The organism is Aeromicrobium sp., from assembly GCF_014378035.1.
In the GTDB taxonomy this organism is placed as follows: domain Bacteria; phylum Actinomycetota; class Actinomycetes; order Propionibacteriales; family Nocardioidaceae; genus Aeromicrobium.
Window position 1 is genome coordinate 1 of the sequence record NZ_JACMOM010000314.1, and the last position, 16426, is coordinate 16426.

The 16426-nt window shown below is 67.0% G+C and carries 13 protein-coding genes and 2 pseudogenes; 3 read left to right on the forward strand and 12 right to left on the reverse strand.

The genetic code is table 11. From position 1 onward, the window contains the following. Window positions 1-297 (forward strand): annotated as a pseudogene (locus tag H7290_RS16255) (chromosome partitioning protein ParB); the annotation flags it as partial. A gap of 108 nt (window positions 298-405) precedes the next feature. On the opposite strand, the gene trxA reads toward H7290_RS16255, so the two are convergent. The 5 genes from trxA to H7290_RS16280 all read right to left on the reverse strand — a co-directional run bounded on the left by trxA (window position 406) and on the right by H7290_RS16280 (window position 7179). Continuing rightward, entirely contained in the window at window positions 406-732 is a 327-nt protein-coding gene (gene trxA, locus H7290_RS16260) for a thioredoxin (protein ID WP_290515067.1), read from the reverse strand. A 67-nt stretch (window positions 733-799) separates the two neighbouring features. Beyond that, window positions 800-1783, reverse strand: a complete 984-nt coding sequence (gene trxB / locus H7290_RS16265) for a thioredoxin-disulfide reductase (protein ID WP_290515068.1) — start codon at window positions 1781-1783, stop codon at window positions 800-802. Window positions 1784-1859: 76 nt separating this feature from the next. Further along, window positions 1860-3428 carry a protein kinase family protein gene (locus H7290_RS16270; protein ID WP_290515069.1) on the reverse strand — a complete coding sequence of 523 codons (1569 nt, stop codon included), beginning with the start codon at window positions 3426-3428 and terminating at the stop codon, window positions 1860-1862. A 60-nt stretch (window positions 3429-3488) separates the two neighbouring features. Next, complete coding sequence (gene murJ, locus H7290_RS16275) at window positions 3489-5123, reverse strand: murein biosynthesis integral membrane protein MurJ (protein WP_290515070.1); 1635 nt, start codon at window positions 5121-5123, stop codon at window positions 3489-3491. After that, complete coding sequence (locus H7290_RS16280; RefSeq protein ID WP_290515071.1) at window positions 5116-7179, reverse strand: DUF6049 family protein; 2064 nt, start codon at window positions 7177-7179, stop codon at window positions 5116-5118. The genes murJ and H7290_RS16280 overlap by 8 nt, the downstream gene beginning before the upstream one ends. Window positions 7180-7284: 105 nt before the next feature. Between H7290_RS16280 and H7290_RS16285 the strand changes: the two genes are divergently transcribed. Then, window positions 7285-8721: a CCA tRNA nucleotidyltransferase gene (locus H7290_RS16285; RefSeq protein WP_290515072.1), complete on the forward strand. Its 1437-nt coding sequence runs from the start codon at window positions 7285-7287 to the stop codon at window positions 8719-8721. A gap of 68 nt (window positions 8722-8789) precedes the next feature. On the opposite strand, the gene H7290_RS16290 is transcribed toward H7290_RS16285, so the two are convergent. The 6 genes from H7290_RS16290 to H7290_RS16315 all read right to left on the reverse strand — a co-directional run bounded on the left by H7290_RS16290 (window position 8790) and on the right by H7290_RS16315 (window position 15272). Continuing rightward, the gene (locus H7290_RS16290; protein ID WP_290515073.1) at window positions 8790-10352 is read right to left on the reverse strand and encodes a M1 family metallopeptidase; all 1563 of its coding nucleotides are present in this window, start codon (window positions 10350-10352) and stop codon (window positions 8790-8792) included. Window positions 10353-10476: 124 nt separating this feature from the next. Continuing rightward, a complete protein-coding gene (locus tag H7290_RS16295; RefSeq protein ID WP_290515074.1) occupies window positions 10477-11760 on the reverse strand; it encodes an ABC transporter substrate-binding protein in 1284 nt (427 codons plus the stop codon). Next, window positions 11753-12850, reverse strand: coding sequence for a branched-chain amino acid ABC transporter permease (locus H7290_RS16300; RefSeq protein ID WP_290515075.1), 1098 nt, complete (start codon window positions 12848-12850; stop codon window positions 11753-11755). The genes H7290_RS16295 and H7290_RS16300 overlap by 8 nt, the downstream gene beginning before the upstream one ends. A gap of 2 nt (window positions 12851-12852) precedes the next feature. Further along, window positions 12853-13731: a branched-chain amino acid ABC transporter permease gene (locus tag H7290_RS16305; protein WP_290515076.1), complete on the reverse strand. Its 879-nt coding sequence runs from the start codon at window positions 13729-13731 to the stop codon at window positions 12853-12855. 3 nt (window positions 13732-13734) lie between these two features. Further along, the gene (locus tag H7290_RS16310) at window positions 13735-14463 is read right to left on the reverse strand and encodes an ABC transporter ATP-binding protein (RefSeq protein WP_290515077.1); all 729 of its coding nucleotides are present in this window, start codon (window positions 14461-14463) and stop codon (window positions 13735-13737) included. After that, complete coding sequence (locus H7290_RS16315; protein ID WP_290515078.1) at window positions 14463-15272, reverse strand: ABC transporter ATP-binding protein; 810 nt, start codon at window positions 15270-15272, stop codon at window positions 14463-14465. Before H7290_RS16315 ends, H7290_RS16310 begins: the two co-directional genes overlap by 1 nt. Window positions 15273-15382: 110 nt before the next feature. Between H7290_RS16315 and H7290_RS16320 the strand changes: the two genes are divergently transcribed. Further along, entirely contained in the window at window positions 15383-15976 is a 594-nt protein-coding gene (locus H7290_RS16320) for a hypothetical protein (RefSeq protein WP_290515079.1), read from the forward strand. A gap of 118 nt (window positions 15977-16094) precedes the next feature. Here the strand turns inward: H7290_RS16320 and H7290_RS16325 are convergent. Beyond that, a pseudogene (locus H7290_RS16325) lies at window positions 16095-16426 on the reverse strand (inositol-3-phosphate synthase); the annotation flags it as partial.

Here is a 16426-nt window from a genome sequence, read left to right on the forward strand (position 1 = left end):
ATCCAAGAGCGCCTGGCGACGCGTGTGGTGGCCGAGGGACTCTCGGTGAGAGCGCTGGAAGGGATCGTCACCGTGGGCCCGGGGGAGACCCGACGTCCAACCGCGAGACAGGCGCCCAAGATCTCGGCTCCTCGCCTCGCCGACCTCGCAGCCCGATTGTCCGAACGATATGACACGAGAGTCAAGGTCGATCTGGGCCGAGCGAAGGGCAAGGTCACGGTGGAGTTCGCCACGATCGACGACCTCGAACGCATCGTGGAGCTGATGGACCCCCAACGAAAAGATATCGACAAATAGACTTGGCGCTTTATATGTTTAGCAATATGTAGCGTTGGTGATATGCATACCGACGTGAAAAGACCCGGTGAGTGTTCTCACCGGGTCTTGTCATGTGATGCGCGCTGCTCAGGCAGTGTGCTCCGAGAGCTCGGTGAGGATGGCGCTCTTGGGCCGGACACCAACGATCGACCTGACGACCTCGCCCTTGTAGTAGAGGTTCATCGTCGGGAGGCCCGTGACTCGGTACTGGGCCGGGGTGACGGGGTTGGCGTCGGCGTCCATCTTGACGATCGTGAGTTTCTCGCCCTTCTCGGCAGCAATCTCCTCGAGGATCGGGGCAAGCTGACGGCAGGGGCCGCACCAGCTGGCCCAGAAGTCGACGAGCACGGGCCCGTCGGCCTTGAGGACGATCTCGTCGAAGTCTGCGTCGGTGACGGCGGTGATGTCTGCCATGGATCTTCTCCTTCAGTTCTGTGTGTGGGTCAACGTCGGGGTCGGTGGAATATTCCGGGCGCTGTCTCTACTCGGCCCACTGCGCCATCGCGACATCCGTCGCTGGCTCACCGGCGGAGTCGATGTCGGCGAGGTAGCGCTCGGCGTCGAGCGTCGCGGCGCAACCGGTTCCGGCAGCGGTGATCGCTTGGCGGTAGGTGTGGTCGACCAGGTCGCCAGCGGCGAACACCCCGGTGAGGTTGGTGGCAGTCGACCCGGGCTTGACCAGGACGTAGCCCTCGTCGTCGAGGTCAACCTGACCGGTGAGCAGCTCGGAGCGTGGGTCGTGCCCCACCGCGATGAAGAGGCCCGTGGCGTCGAGGCGACGGGTCTCGCCGGTGACGGTGTCGCGCAGCGTGAGCGCTTCGAGCTTGTCCTCACCGATGATCTCGGCAACCTCGGAGTTCCAGGCGAACTCGATCTTGTCGTTGGCGATGGCGCGGTCCTGCATGATCTTGCTGCCCCGCAGCTCGTCGCGGCGGTGCACCACGGTGACCTTGCTGGCGAAGCGGGCCAGGAAGGTGGCCTCCTCCAGCGCTGAGTCACCGCCACCGACGACGACGATGTTCTGCTCGCGGAAGAAGAATCCGTCGCACGTCGCGCACCAGCTGACTCCATGGCCGGAGAGGCGGTCCTCGCCGTCGACGCCGAGCTTGCGGTAGCTCGATCCCATCGCCAGCACCACAGCCTTGGCACGTTGGACCGTGCCATCCGCGAGGGTGACAGTCTTGATGTCGCCCGTCAGGTCAACTGCGGTGACGTCGTCGGAGATCAGCTCGGCGCCAAACCGCTCTGCCTGGGCGCGAAGCTTGTCCATGAGCTCGGGGCCCATGATGCCGTCGGGGTAGCCGGGGAAGTTCTCGACGTCGGTCGTGTTCATGAGCGCGCCGCCTGCAGTGACTGAACCCTCGAAGACCAGGGGTTCGAGGTTGGCGCGCGCGGCGTAGATGGCCGCCGTGTAGCCCGAAGGGCCGGAGCCGATGATGATGAGGTTGCGGACGCTGTCGCTCATGAAGAACCTTCTGGTTGTGGTCTCGTGTTCAACGAAGTCTAGGGCGTGGACATTCCCCTGCCGTATGTCGACAGCGTCAGGATCTACCCTTCACGACGACCTCGCGGATCTCACCGCGGAATCGCCCTTCACCGATCGCCGGGAGCTTGCGCAGCCACACCACGACGTAGCGGCTGAGAATGCCCGACGGCAGCGACACCGTGGCATCGGTACCGGCCCCGTCGAGCACCGCCACGCGACGCAGCCCGATGAGAGAGCGCGGGGCGCGGGACTGACCACTGCGTGCGGTGTAGATGGCGAGGCTGGTCGGCTTGCCGGCGAGGCGGACCTGCAGGGAGTCGACCTCGCGCCGACCGCCGAGGTCGAGCACGATGCCCACACCGTCCTTCAGCCCGCCGAGGTTCGCCGAGCCGAGGTAGGTCACGGTGCGCCACCCGGAGTTGGGATCGCCGTCGATGGCGCGAGTGACCTGTCGGGGATTCTCCTGACCGTCCTGGCCCTGCGGGTCGAAGTCGCGCACCTGCTGCACCGGTAGCACCCGCAGTGGTGACGACATGTCGATCGGGCTGCTCTCGCCGTTCGTCGACCTCCCGACCAGGAATGCCATCACCGTGACGATCGCGAGGGCGCCGATGATGCCGAGCAGCACGAGGCCACGATCACCCCTGGCAGCCCGCCGCGCACGCAGCTTCCCACGCTCGAACGACGTCGGGGGAGCCGGTTCGTAGGCCTTGGGGCGTCGGCGCGGCGGCTCGAGCCCTGGCGGCGGGCCACCGGGCACGATGACAGGGTCGAGCCGGAGCAGGTCGGGCGAGGACATCCCGGCCAGGCTCGGCTGGTCGTCGAGGATGTCGTCGTCCTCGCCGGAGAGCCGCAGTGTCCGGGCGACGTCGGCAGCCCTGCACAGCGGCGTCGAGTGGTCGCGGGGCGGATCGCCGATGATGCGGTCGCACGTCGTGTCGACGTCGCGGGAGACGCCAGCACGAACCTGCCGAGGGCGGAGGAGCCGGCCGTGCTCGGACGGGGCTGCGCGCAACCCGTCGACGTGGGCGCCGGGCCACCGGCTCGTGAGGCAGGCGTAGAGCAGCTTGCCCAGCGCCTGGACGTCGAGCTGCTCATAGGCCTGCAGGTCGGACAACGAGTCCTGCTTGCCCACTGGCGAAAGGGCGGTCGTGACGCCGAGGCCGACGATCCGGACGGCACCGGACTGCTTGAGCAGCACCTGGTGCGGCGTCAGCCGACGATGGTAGATGCCGTGCTCGTGGGCATGAGCCAGGGCTTCGGCCACCTCCGCGATGACGGTGGCCGACCGGCGGTTGGGCAGGGGCGACTGGGCCAGGAGCTGGTCGAGGGGGAACGCTCGCGCCCACTCCCTGACGACCAGGTGGTGGCTCTGCTCGTCCTCGATGAGGTCGAGCACGCGCAGAAAGCGTGGATCGGTGACTGCCGTCGACTCGCGGGCCGCCGTGAGGAAGTGCTCGGCTCGAGGGTCGGAGCTGGAGAGCATCTCGATACCGACGTTGCGGTTGAGGACCTGGTCGTGAGCCCTCCACGTCGTGGAACCGAGCTTTTCGGTGACGAGGTCTTGGAGCTCGTACCGGTGAGCGAGCACATCGCCGGAGGCCAGTGTCCGCCTGCCGCTCATCTACACCCTCTTTCACCACTCATCGCCATGCTAGTACCGCCGACCAGACGCAGGGATCTTTCAACTCCGCCGAAGCACCGTCCTGAGGAGATAGGTCAGCTGATCCATGTGCACGACCTTGGCGGCCGCGACGTACGTGAGCCCTCCGGCCGCCGCCGCGCCCGCCGCGCTGAGAAGACCGCCGAGCGGGCGTGCCTGATCGACACCGGCGGCGTCGAGGCCGAGCGCGACACCGAGCATGACAAAAGCCGCCAGAGAAGCACACACGACGAGGCGTCCCGTGAAGATGAGCATCTCGCGGTCGAGCACGGGACCCACCACGCGTGACAGGAGCAGCACCGACAACACCGCCCCGACGACGTACGAGATGCCGTACGAGAGTGCCAGCATCATCGCCACCCGGGAGGGGCCCACCTGGGAGGTCAGGACGATGGCCGTCGCAATGTTGACGACAGCGATGACCGACTGGATGAAGAATGGCGTGCGGGTGTCCTCGTTGGCGTAGAAGCCCCGCAGCATCAGGTAGTGGACGGTGAACGCCACCATGGCCAGGGCGAAGGCCTGGATCGTGTAGCCGATGACCTGGGTGTTGCCGTTGAGCGATCCGACGAGCCCGGCGACCGTGGCCGCCTGCTGGCCGAGGCAGCCGCCCACGACGGCGAGGGGCACGACGATGACCAGCGCGATGCGCAGCGTGCGGCCGAGCTCGAGGCGGAAGCGGTCGTATCGACGCTCAGCGGCGAGAGCGGACAGGGTGGGGATGATCGCGGTCGCCAGCGACACCGTGATGACGCCGTGAGGCATCTGGCTCACCAGGAACCCGAATTCGTAGACAGCAGAGCCGCCCGCGTCCTCGCCCGTCGAGGCGGCAGCTGTCGTGGCGCCGGTGCCCAGTCGCTGGACGATCGTGAAGGCGACCTGGTTGACGGCGACAAACATCAGCGTCCACATGCCGAGCCGAAGAGTGTGGCTGAGCCCGACCCCGCGGAAGTCGAACCGCGGCCGAAAGTGGAACCCGGCTTGGCGAAGGAAGGGCACCAGGACAGCGGTCTGGGTAGCGATCGCCAGGGTCGAGCCGATGCCGAGCAGCAGCGACTGCACGGCGCTGAAGCCTTCTCTGCCGTCGGACGTCCCGAAGGCGATGGCGTAGCTGACGAGCATCGCGCAGGCCACGACGTTGTTGACGATGGGCGCCCACATCATGGGGCCGAAGCGGCTGCGCGCGTTGAGGACCTGGCCGATGAGCACGAACGACCCGTAGAAGAACACCTGCGGCATGCACAGGTAGGCCAGCAGCTCCAGCGACTCTCGTTGCTGGTCGAACGCTGGCGTGAACAGGCGGGCGTTGAAGAACAGGCGCACCAGCCACGGCACCGCGACCACGAGGATGGCGGTGGCCGACGCCACGACCAGGAGCCCGAGGGTGATGACCCGGTTGGCATAGGCGTCACCACCGTCTTCGTCGTTCTTCATCGCGCGGACGAGCTGCGGCACCAGGACGACGTTGAAGATCCCGCCCGCCACCAAGATGTAGAGCGCGTTGGGGATGGTGTTGGCGTTGTTGAAGATGTCGGCGTTCAGCGACTTGCCGATGACGGCGAACAGGAGAAGGAGTCGCAGGAAGCCCGTGAGGCGCGACACGATGGTCCCGAGCGCCATCCACGCGCTGGCCCGCGCGATGTTCTGCTCAGTCATCGTCGTCCGGGAGGGTCACGGCAGTCGCCCGGTTGCGATAGCGGCGGAAACGACGGAACAGCGCCCCGAGGACAAGGAGAGCAGCCAAGCCCATTGCCACCCACAGCACGGCTCCGACCTTGCTCGATCGAACATTGAACACCGCCGGCCGGCCGATCTGTCGTCCGTCGGTCGAGCTGAGATGGGCGCTGAGCGTGGTGGTGTTCTGTCGGCCGAGGTCGACCTGGACCGTCAGCGTGCGTCGCTCGCCTGCATCGATGTCGACAGGCTTGACGTGGGGGATCCGCAGCGCAGGATTGCTCGAGTCGAGCGAGATGCCGATGCGGATCGCCTCGTTGGTGCCATTGGTGATCGTGAGGGGGAACCCGCCCTTGGCGCTCGACAGCGTCACCGACGGTGGGCCCTTGATCTGGATCTTGCTCAGCTCGGAACCTGCTCGCCGGGCCCGGGTGCGTGCAATCTTGATGGCGGTGCCCTGGTCGGACCGCCAGCGCACCCCAAGAACGCTGGCCACCTCGCGGGCGAGCGGCTGGTCGACCGAGTCTCTCTGCGGAGTGACCGAGCTCAGTGCGCGTCCGCGGGAGAGGATCCGGGTGGCCTCCAGCAGGACCGCACGATTCAGGGGTTTGGCTCCGGCCGTCGTCGGCACCGCGCCGGTGTAGGTCGAAGGCCGCGTGGTCAGCAGTCCTTCGAGCGTGGAGGCTTTGGTGAACGGGGCCGTGAACGCCTCGGACAGCTTGCCGCTGGAGAACTGGGTGCCCGGGTTCCACGACGGGTCGACCATCGTCACGGCGTCGGCCCTGGATCTGGAGTCGATGGCGCGTTGCAGGACGGCCAGCGCGGCTTCGCTCAGGATGCGCTGTCGAACCGTGACGACCGACGTCTCGCCGGGCACGTCGGCGTCGAGGATGTCGTTGACCAGCAGGGGGACGGGTCCGTCGTCGGTGACGTACTGGACCAGGGATCCTTGGCGACGCTGCCAGCCGGGGAGGCTCGCCGGCGACACGATGACGGGACTGTCTCCGGCGCCGCGGAGATCGCGCAGCAGTGTCGCGGTGACACCACTGCGGGTCGGCCACGACACCCGTCGGCCGGTGATCTGGTAGGTCGTCAGGGCCGAGCTTGTCGCCGTGTTGATCGCTTCCGTGAGGGGCTTGCTGATGTCCTTGTTCTGCGAGAGCGCGAGGTCGTCGGGTCGGTCGAATCCGAGCACCCAGCTGCTCTCCCGCCTGGTGTACGCGAGGAGGTCCTGCAGGAACCGCTCGGCTTCGACCTTTTGCCCGTCGGTGATGTCGAACGACGCCGGGAGATGGCGACCGTTGGCGAGATCGTCGACACCGACCAGCAGGGCAGGGTCGACCAGCGCGGTGGAGGCACCGCCGACGATGCTGGATGCGAGGTTGAGCACGTTGCGTAGCTGGCCGCCGGTGCTGACCGCCGCGAGCAGAGCAGCGGGGTCGGAGTAGTCGCCGTCGGCCTTGCGTCGGTCGGGCATGAGGAAGGGCCAGACGACGGAGGCGGGCACGGCGCCCTGTTTCGATGAGATCAGTGGCAGAAAGGTCGTGGCTCTCGCGATGGCGTCGGGGCTGCGCTCGCCCGTGACGTCGGTACCGAGGATCTGCACCCCAACCGGGTAGACCCCCTCGGCACCGGAGATGCCGAGCCGGTCGTACGGGACCGTGACGGTGAACCGCTTGCTCTCGCCGGCCGCAAGGTCGCCCAGTGTGTCGAACGCCTCCGTGTCAGTCACCCGGGTACCCGTGTAGGCCGCATTGTTGTCGATGGCATCGACGATCTGGGCCCTTGTCGTGAACGGCACGATGGGGATGACCAGGTAGGCCTGCACGTTCGTCCATGCATGTTTGTCGTTGTTCGTGACGGTGCCGGACATCGTGACGGTGGAGCCTTCGGCGAGGCGGCTGGGGCTGAGCGACCTGATGGAGACACTCAGGTCGGGGTTGCCGTCGGCGGCCCGGGCGGGGATCACCGGTGACATCAGCGCGATGAGGATCGTCACGAGCAGCGCGACGAGAATCGAACGACGGCGGCTGCTCACCCGAACATGCTAGACGTCCGCCCCGGGATCATTGACGTCGACGATCAGGCGCAGCCCCGCGGCGTGCGGTCGGGCGCCGTATGAGGGCCGATAGAGTGTGGTCCCGTGCCCACGTCCTCGCTGACCCTCGACGACCGGGCCCGGATCGAAGGCGTGCTCGACGCTCACCCCTTCCTTGCCGACCTCGGTGAGATCTTCGAGGCAGCCGGGTACGAGCTGGCCATCGTCGGTGGCCCCGTGCGTGATGCGATCCTCGGCCGGCCGGGCAACGACTGGGACTTCGCGACGTCTGCTCTCCCCGAGCAGGTCGAGCAGATCGTTGGCACGTGGGCCGATGCCATGTGGGACGTCGGACGTGAGTTCGGCACGATCGGGCTCCGCAAGGGTGGGCACGACCTCGAGATCACGACCTACCGCGTCGATGCCTACGACGCCACCTCCCGCAAGCCCGAGGTCCGTTTCGGCGACACCCTCGACGGCGACCTCTCGCGGCGCGACTTCACCATCAACGCGATGGCCATCCGGATGCCGTCGCGGGACTTCGTCGACCTGTTCGGTGGCCTCGACGACCTCGCGGATTACCTCCTCCGCACCCCGGTCACCCCCGAGCAGTCGTTCAGTGACGACCCTCTGCGCATGATGCGGGCAGCACGCTTCGTGTCGCAGCTCAGCTTCCTCGCCGCCCCCGAGATCGTGGCGGCGATGACCGGCATGTCGGGCCGGCTCGAGATCGTGTCAGCCGAACGAGTCCGCGATGAGCTCAGCAAGCTGCTCCTGGGCAAGCACCCTGTCGAGGGGCTCCGGCTTCTGGTCGACACCGGGCTTGCCGACCACATGCTTCCCGAGCTGCCGGCCCTCGTGCTGGAACGCGACGAGCACCATCGCCACAAGGACGTCTACGAGCACTCGCTGACGGTGCTGGAGCAGGCCATCGCGCTGGAGCACCGGCTCGACCCGCGGCCCGATCTGGTCATCCGCCTCGCCGCACTGCTGCACGACATCGGCAAGCCGAAGACACGTCGCTTCCAGGACGGCGGCGCGGTGACCTTCCACCATCATGACGTCGTCGGGGCGAAGCTCGTCCGCAAGCGCATGCGTGCGCTGCGCTACAGCAACGGCCTGATCGACCAGGTGGCGACGCTGGTCGAGCTGCACCTGCGGTTCCATGGTTACGGTTCCGGGGAATGGACCGACTCCGCCGTGCGCCGGTACGTCCGCGATGCCGGCGACCAGCTCGAGCGGCTGCACATCCTCACCCGTGCCGACTGCACGACGCGCAACCAGAAGAAGGCACTGAGGCTTCAGCGGACGTACGACGAGCTGGAACGGCGCATCGCGGTGCTCGCCGAGCAGGAGGAGCTCGGCTCGATCCGGCCCGCCCTCGACGGCGCGCAGATCATGGCCGTGCTGGGCACCCCCCCGGGCCCGGAGGTGGGCGAGGCGTCCCGCTTCCTGCTCGACCTGCGCATGGACAGGGGTCCCCTGGGTGAGCCGGACGCCACGGAAGCACTCAAGGCCTTCTGGAACGCCCGCCCTCACTAGCGCCAGCGAGCGAAGCTGTGTGAAGTTCTCTCGGACGGACCCGTGGGCGGATCCGTCCGGAACGCATCTCAGGTGCCGGGACTCACCCTGTGCGTCCGGTGAACCTTGTGCTCACCTGCGACCTTCGGCGCGGGGTTCGAGGTCTGGGTCGATGGCCACGCAGGTCGGTTGCCTTCATAGGCCCAGTCCGTGAAGAAGCTCGTGAGGTCGAGCCCAGTGACGTCCTCGGCAAGGGACTGGAAGTCTTTCGTCGAGCCCGTCGACCCGTTCCGCTGGGCGATCCACTGCCGCATCGTGGTGAACAGGTCAGCGGTGCCGATCGTGGTGCGCAACGCCTCCAGGGTCATGGCGCCACGGTCGTAGACCTGCCATCCGAACAGGTCGGCGGGGTCGGTGAAGGCGGCCATCGGGGTGGTCCAAAGCGGGTCGTCCGCCGGGGTCGTGTTCCACTGCCCGAAGTACGCGGCGTTGGTCGTCGGGCCTGATCCGTTCACATGTTCGTAGTCAGTGGTGAGGAACGTGGCAGGACCCTCGGCCAACCACAGGTCTGACCAGTCGGTGGCCGAGACCGCGTCGCCGAACCACTGGTGGACGAGCTCGTGCACGACCGTCTCCTCGTCCGCGGACCTCTCGAAGAACGGACGGTCCTGGGTCTCGAGCGCGTAGCCGAGGTCGGTGTCGTCAACCAGCAGACCCGTGCTGTTGCCGGGATAGGGGCCGAATCTCTTCTCCATGTAGCGCAGGATCGGACCGATCTTCGTCCGGCTCTCGTTGGTGGTCTGCTTGTCCTGCGCGCTCAGGCCGGAGTCGATGAAGCTCCACTCCTTGATCTTTCGGCCGCTGGCGAGCCCGATGGTCGACTGGTGGACGTCGTACGCGCCGATCGACACCATCGACAGGTACGGAGCCATCTGCTTCCTCTGCTTCCAGCGCCACGTGGTCGTGGCGCCCGTCCTGACCTTGGAGGTCAGCTCGCCGTTGCTGACGCCGGCGGCATTCTTCCCACCGATCGTGGTGGGGATCTTCAGGGAGATGTCGTAGGTTGCCTTGTCCTTCGTGGTGTTGTTGTCGGGGTACCAGGTCATCGCCCCGACCGGCTCGGCGACGGCGGTCGCGCCGTCGTCCGTCTGCACCCAGCCCTCGCTCGAATCATCGGGATCGGTGTGGCTCGCGGGCACTCCGGAGTAGGTGATGACAGTCGTGAACGCGCGATGCACCGGCGTCTTGGGCGTGATGACGAGCTTGTGTCTCGTGGTGGCTGCATCGTTATCGCGGGTGTACGCCGCCGCCTTTCCGTCCACGGTGACGGAGTGGACCGTCAGGCCTTCGAAGTCCAAGGAGAACGACGACAGCGGGTGGTCTGCTGTCGCCTTGATCGTGGTTTTGGCGTCGATCGCCTTGGTGTCGAAGTCGTAGGCGAGGTCGACGTCGTAGTGCCTGACGTCGTATCCGCCGTTGCCCACGTTCGGGAAGAGGGAGTCACCCGATGTCTGGGCGCCGGCGGCGGGAGCGGGAGCGACTGCGCTGGCCGGAGACGGCAAGCCGAAGAGAGCCGCCACCAGTGCGGTGGTCGCGGCGACTGCAAGCAACTTGCGCGATGCGGGCATGGTGCGTGGACGAGGCCTGTACATACGTCGGACTCCCTCATTCGTCGGTCCCTGCGACCAACCGGACCTACCTACGCGATGTTTCGCGCGGGTCATTGTCGGACTGTGCCACCGAACCGAGCCCTTGTCACGCGCCACCAACGGGGTGCTACGTGGCGGGGATTGCGCCGGACGGAGGCGCGGTTAGCGCGTCCGTGTATTCCGTCACGGGCGTCTCACCGTCGTCCGTGGCGTAGACGGAGCCGAAGTAATCCTGGGTCTTGCCAGTCACCTTCGCCATCTGGGCACCGCCGTAGCCGGAGTGGTCGTCGGCCGAGTAGCGAAGCTTGGTCAGGCCCGAGCCGTCGAGTCCACCCTTCTCGATGGTGCTCATGAGCGACTCGCGGGTCAGGTCCTTCCCGGTCTGTTCCAGCGCCTGCACGAACAGGAAGCCCACCGTCATGCCGTAGACGGTGTTGCCGGTGAACGGGGCGTCCCCGTTGAAGTCGGTGTTGATCTTCTTGAACTCCTTGATCCACGGATCGTTGTCGTCGGACTGCGACGGCAGATAGTTGGTGCTCAGGAAGCCCTCGAGCAGAGGCGCAGCGTCGCCGAGTGCCCCGGCGACGGTGGCGTAGTCTGCGCCGACCGACGTGCTGATCCACTGGGGCTGGAACTTCAGCCGAGCTGCGGTGCCGATGGCCAGAGCGGTGAAGCCCGGCACGGTGGCCAGTGAGACGACCTCGCACCCGGCGGCCTTGAGCTTACCGATCTGGGGCGTGACGTTGGTGTTGCTGGTGACGTACTTCTGGCGTTCAGCTACACCATCATCACCGAGGATCTGGGTCAGCCCGCGCAGCGCGTCCCGACCGAAGTCGTCGTCCTGGCCCAGGAAGCAGACTTTCTTGTCGGCCAGGTTCTTCTTGATGTAGGTGGCCTGGACCTTCGCCTCGGTCGTGTAGTCGGCCTGGAAGCCAAAGGTCGTCGGGTACTTCTTCACCTGGTTCCAGCTGCGGCTTCCTGACGCGACGAACAGGTCAGGGACCTTGTTGGTCTTGAGAAAGTCAAGGACCCCGGTGTGAGTAGGCGTGCCGAGCCCATTGATGATCGCGAAGACCTTGTCCTTCAAGACCAGCTCCCGCACCACCTTCTGGGTGTTGGCGGGGTTGTAACCGTCGTCCTTCACCTTGTAGCTGATCTTGCGTCCGTGGACTCCGCCCTTGCTGTTCACGTAGTCGAAGTAGGCCTTGGTGGCCGGCGAGATGGTCGAGTAACCGGCGGCCGCCGGGCCGGTCAGCGGCTGGTGTGTGCCCACGACGATCGAGTCCTTCGTGACGCCCGGCGTGGACGCGGCGTCGCCGGCACCTCCTCCGCAGGCCGCGAGGGTCCCGATCAGGCCGAACGTGGCGATGGCAGTGATGGATTGTGTGAGGCGGTGCCTGTGCTCATACATCGATGGACTCCGAACTTGTCGTGGTGGGTTGTTGCTCTGCGATGGTCGGACGGCGGGCCGATCGACGCACTCGAACGGTCGCGGCCGAGACGAGGCCCTGGATTCCGCGGGGGAAGAGGATCGTCACGAGGATCAGCACGAGCCCGAAGACCAGGAGCGACACGTTGCCGTCGAGGCGCGCGGCGAGCGTCGGCGAGGACCCGAGGCTGTTGGTGAGGGAGTCGGTGATCTCGGGGAGCGCAACCAGCAGAACGGCTCCCCACACGGCACCCGCCAGGTGACCGATGCCACCGATCACGACCGCCATCAGCAGGAACAGCGAGAACGCCAGCGAGAACGCTCCAGGCGACACCGACTGGGTCAGCACCGCGAGGATGCCACCGCCGAGGCCCGCGGTCGCGGCACTCACGACAAACACGATGACCTTGGTTCGGCCGACGTTGATGCCCGCGAGCCTGGCCGCGACCTCGTCGTCGCGCACGGCGCGCATCTCGCGGCCGAACCGGCTGTTCACCAGGTTGGCGAGCAGGAACATCGTGAGCATCGCCGCGAGCGACGCGACCCAGGCCTGCCAACGCTCGAGCGGGAACGTCGCACCGAGGCTCATCGGGGCGGGCTCGACGACGACGGTCAAGCCCTGGTCGCCACCCAGCTTGTCGGCGAACGTCGTGGTGATGGCAGGGACGACGATCGTCAGCGTGAGGGTCAGCCCGGCCAGGTAGGGACCGAAGAGCCGGGCACCAGCCAGCCCGACGATGCCCCCGACGATCGCGCTGACAATGACTGCGGCGACCAGCGGGAGCACGAGCAGCAACGGGCCTGTCGTGCCACGATCGAAGAGCTCGGCGGACAGCAACGCATACGTGTAGGCGCCGACCGCCATGAGAGCGCCGTGCCCGAGGGAAAGCTGGCCCGACAGGCCCACGAGGACCGTGAGGCCGGCCGTGGCGCAGAGGTAGGCAGCGACCGTGGCGAGCTGGTAGTTGCGATAGGGAGAGAGCCCGTAGGTCAGTGCGAAGATCGCGACCCCGGCGACCAGGGTGATCAGCGCGTGACGCAGCAACGTGTGGCGGGCCAGGTGGTCCAACATCGTCACACCTGCCTTGCCGTCACGCGGCTGAACAGTCCGGCTGGTCGCAGCAGGAGCACCCCGATGAGCAGCACGAGGATCACGACAGCGGACAGATCACTGCCGGAGTAACCGCTCACGTACGAGAGGACGAGTCCGACCCCGAGTCCACCGACAACCGCACCGAGCGGGCTGTCGAGCCCACCCACCACTGCGGCGGTGAAGGCGTAGACAAACACGAGGTCTGTCGCATGCGGGTGAGCGCCGAGCTCGGTGGGTACGATCAGGAGCGCGGCCAGACCGCCGACCGCGCCGGCGAGCGCCCAGCTGAGCGTGAGCATACGGCCGACGTTGACGCCGAGCAGACGAGCCATGTCGGGCGCGAACGCGGCGGCACGCATCTTGAGCCCGATGTCGGTGCGCGTGAACGCGTAGCCGAGACCGACCATCACCGCGATGACCGTGGCGAAGACAAAGATGTCGTACGGCGACAGGAGGGGTTGATCGCCGACGCTGAGCGGGCTCCGACTGAACGGCACGTCCATCGGCCGATAGCTGCTGCCGTAGATGATGCCGAGGACGGCCTGGATGACCAGGACCAGGCCCAGCGCCACGATCACCGCGTTGAGGGGCCGCGCCGAGTCGACGTGGCGCATGACCAACCGTTCGGTCGCGGCCCCGATGATGAGGCCGGACACCACGGCCGCGAACAGCCCGAGCCAGTAGGAGCCCGACGCGTTGCTCACGCTGTAGGCAACGAACGTCGACGCGGCGGCCATCGCCCCCTGCGAGAAGTTGACGAGGCGGGCGCCACGCCAGATCATCACGAGGGCGAGCGCGAAGGCCGCGAAGACGGCGCCGCGCGCGAGGCCGTCGACGGTCAGGAAGATGAAACGATCCACGTGTCAGAACCCCAGGTAGGCGTGTCGGAGGTCGTCGTCCGCGGCGATACGTGAGGCCTCGTCGGCGACCACGACCGTGCCGAGTGAAAGGACGACGCCACGGTCGGCGATGGACATGGCACTGCGGACGTTCTGCTCGACGAGCAGGACGCTGGGCCCAGTGTTGTCACGCAGCTGCCGAAGCAGGGCCATGATCTGCGCGGTGACCTTGGGCGCGAGTCCGAGCGACGGCTCGTCGAGGAGGAGCAACCGGGGGCGGGCGACGAGGGCGCGACCGATGGCGAGCATCTGGCGCTCACCCCCAGACAGCTGATGGCCGGGGCTCTTGCGACGCCTGTCGAGTGGCTCGAAGAGGTCGAACACCTCGGCGGTCGCCCGTCGGGCGTCTTCCTTGTCCTTGCGCCACACGTGGCCAAGTCGAAGATTCTCCTCGACGGTGAGCTCGGTGATGACGCCACGACCCTCGGGGACGTGGGCGATGCCGCGGTGCACCAGGTCCTGGACACGGGTGCCCCGCAGCTCGTCACCATCCCACGTGATGGAGCCCGCGGTGGGCTCGACCAGGCCTGACAGCGCTCGAAGGAGAGTCGTCTTGCCGGCTCCGTTGGCTCCGACGACCGCCACGATGGTGCCGGGGTCGACGTCGAGGTCGATCGCGTGCAGCACGGGCGCAGCGCCGTATCCGGCTGTCAGTCCTCGTACGGTCAGCGATGGCCCCCCGGCGGCCGCCATCAGGTAGCGACCTCGGCGCCGAGATAGGCCTCCGCCACCAACGGGTCGTCACGCACTTCATCAGGTGTGCCATGGGCGATGACCTTGCCGAAGTCGAGCACGACCAGTGCGTCGCACACGTCCATGACGAGATCGACGTGATGCTCGACCAACATGACCGAGCAACCTTCGCCCCGAGCCGGGAGGCTCGTGATGAGCTGGCCCAGCTCGGCGATGTCCTCATGGCCGAGACCGCCGGCCGGCTCGTCGAGCAGCACGAGACGCGGCTCGCTGATCAACGTACGAGCAAGAGCGACACGCTTGCTCACCGCGTAGGGCAGCGTCGACGGTGGGGAGTAGGCATGGGCGCCGAGGCCGAGCTCGTCGATCAGCGCGCTGGCCCGCTCGTACAGCTCCCGCTCGTCGCGATCGGCACGGGGCAGGCCGAGGAGCCCGGACCAGAACCCCGCGCGGGCCGAGTGGCTCGCGCCCGCGACGATGTTCTCGACCACGCTGAGGCCCGGGAACAGCCCGAGCCCCTGCAGGCTGCGGGAGATGCCTTGGCGCGACAGCTGGTGCGGCACGGGCCGCAACGGCTTGCCGTCGAGGAGGAGTTGGCCCTCCTGGGGACGGGTGAATCCGCAGACGACGTTGAACAGAGTGGTCTTGCCCGCGCCGTTGGGGCCGATGACGCCGACGACCTGGCCGGCCGGCAGCTCGAACGAGATCGAGTCGAGCGCCGTGAGGCCACCGAACCTGACAGAGATGCCGTCCACGTCGAGACGAGCACCACCCCTGCCGGCCTGTGTGACCTGGGTCTCTAGATTCATGCACTCAGAGTGTATGTTTTCTTGGCAGTCGTCAACCGGCTATCGATTCATCACCGGCCGACAGCGACCCGTGGCCATACTGGGCTGTGGCCACAGAGGAGCGAGAACCGATGCCGGTAGAACGGCGGCGCAGCACAGACGGCAGGATCGCGCGCGGTGAACGCACTCGGGATGCGATCGTCGCGGCGCACACTGAGCTGTTGCGCGAGGGGGTCCTCAAACCGACCGCGAAGCACCTCGCGGAGCGTGCAGGCATCTCGTTGCGAACGGTTTGGCTCAACTTCAACGACCTCGAGGCCCTGCTCCGCGCCACGACGGCATTCTGGCTGGGGGCGGACGCCGAGCTGCGGCTCCCGGTCGAGTCGGGCCTTGCGCTCCCCGACCGCATCGACCGTTACTGCGAGCAGCGCACTGCGCGGCTCGAGAACCTCGCGCCGGCCGCGAGGTCGGCGGCACTCGGCGAGCCGTTTTCCACGGCTCTCAAAATGAGCAGGCAGGCGCACATCCAGCGTTCGCTAGATGACTTGGAGGTGACCTTCGCCCCCGAGCTCGACGCCGGTGGCGCCGAGCGGGAGGTACTACTCAAGACCCTCTTCATCGCGACCAGTTGGCCCAGCTGGATAACGCTCAGGGATGACTTCGGTCTCGACATCGACGACGCGACCACGGTCATGCGCCGATCGCTCACGTCCCTGCTCGCATGACAACGCTCGAGAGTCACGCAGGACGCGTGGCCAGGCACCCAGGATCCGGTCGAAGCGGACCTGAGTGGCTCGCGAGGGGTCCTGGGGGGCTCGCGTGGGGTTGGGGGGGGGGGGGGGGTTAGCGCTCTAGCTCTCCTGAGATGTACTTCTCGAGCATGTCGCGGCCGAGGTCGTCGGGGCGCTGCTCGGGGGGCGACTTCATCAGGTAGGACGAGGCCGACAGCAGTGCGCCGCCAATGCCCCGGTCCTTCGCGATCTTGGCCGCACGGATGGCGTCGATGATGATGCCTGCGGAGTTGGGCGAGTCCCAGACCTCGAGCTTGTACTCCAGGTTGAGGGGAACGTCACCGAACGCGCGACCCTCGAGGCGGACGTAGGCCCACTTGCGGTCACCGGGGCACGCGTCGTAGTGGCACGGTCCGATGTGGGCGTTGCGGCTGTCGGTCAGGC

Bases quoted from the DNA above. Each gene is read 5' to 3' on its own strand.
- trxA (WP_290515067.1), bottom strand. From the start codon at position 732: ATGGCAGACATCACCGCCGTCACCGACGCAGACTTCGACGAGATCGTC.
- trxB (WP_290515068.1), bottom strand. From the start codon at position 1,783: ATGAGCGACAGCGTCCGCAACCTCATCATCATCGGCTCCGGCCCTTCG.
- H7290_RS16270 (WP_290515069.1), bottom strand. From the start codon at position 3,428: ATGAGCGGCAGGCGGACACTGGCCTCCGGCGATGTGCTCGCTCACCGG.
- murJ (WP_290515070.1), bottom strand. From the start codon at position 5,123: ATGACTGAGCAGAACATCGCGCGGGCCAGCGCGTGGATGGCGCTCGGG.
- H7290_RS16290 (WP_290515073.1), bottom strand. From the start codon at position 10,352: ATGTACAGGCCTCGTCCACGCACCATGCCCGCATCGCGCAAGTTGCTT.
- H7290_RS16295 (WP_290515074.1), bottom strand. From the start codon at position 11,760: ATGTATGAGCACAGGCACCGCCTCACACAATCCATCACTGCCATCGCC.
- H7290_RS16300 (WP_290515075.1), bottom strand. From the start codon at position 12,850: ATGTTGGACCACCTGGCCCGCCACACGTTGCTGCGTCACGCGCTGATC.
- H7290_RS16310 (WP_290515077.1), bottom strand. From the start codon at position 14,463: ATGGCGGCCGCCGGGGGGCCATCGCTGACCGTACGAGGACTGACAGCC.
- H7290_RS16315 (WP_290515078.1), bottom strand. From the start codon at position 15,272: ATGAATCTAGAGACCCAGGTCACACAGGCCGGCAGGGGTGGTGCTCGT.
- H7290_RS16320 (WP_290515079.1), top strand. From the start codon at position 15,383: ATGCCGGTAGAACGGCGGCGCAGCACAGACGGCAGGATCGCGCGCGGT.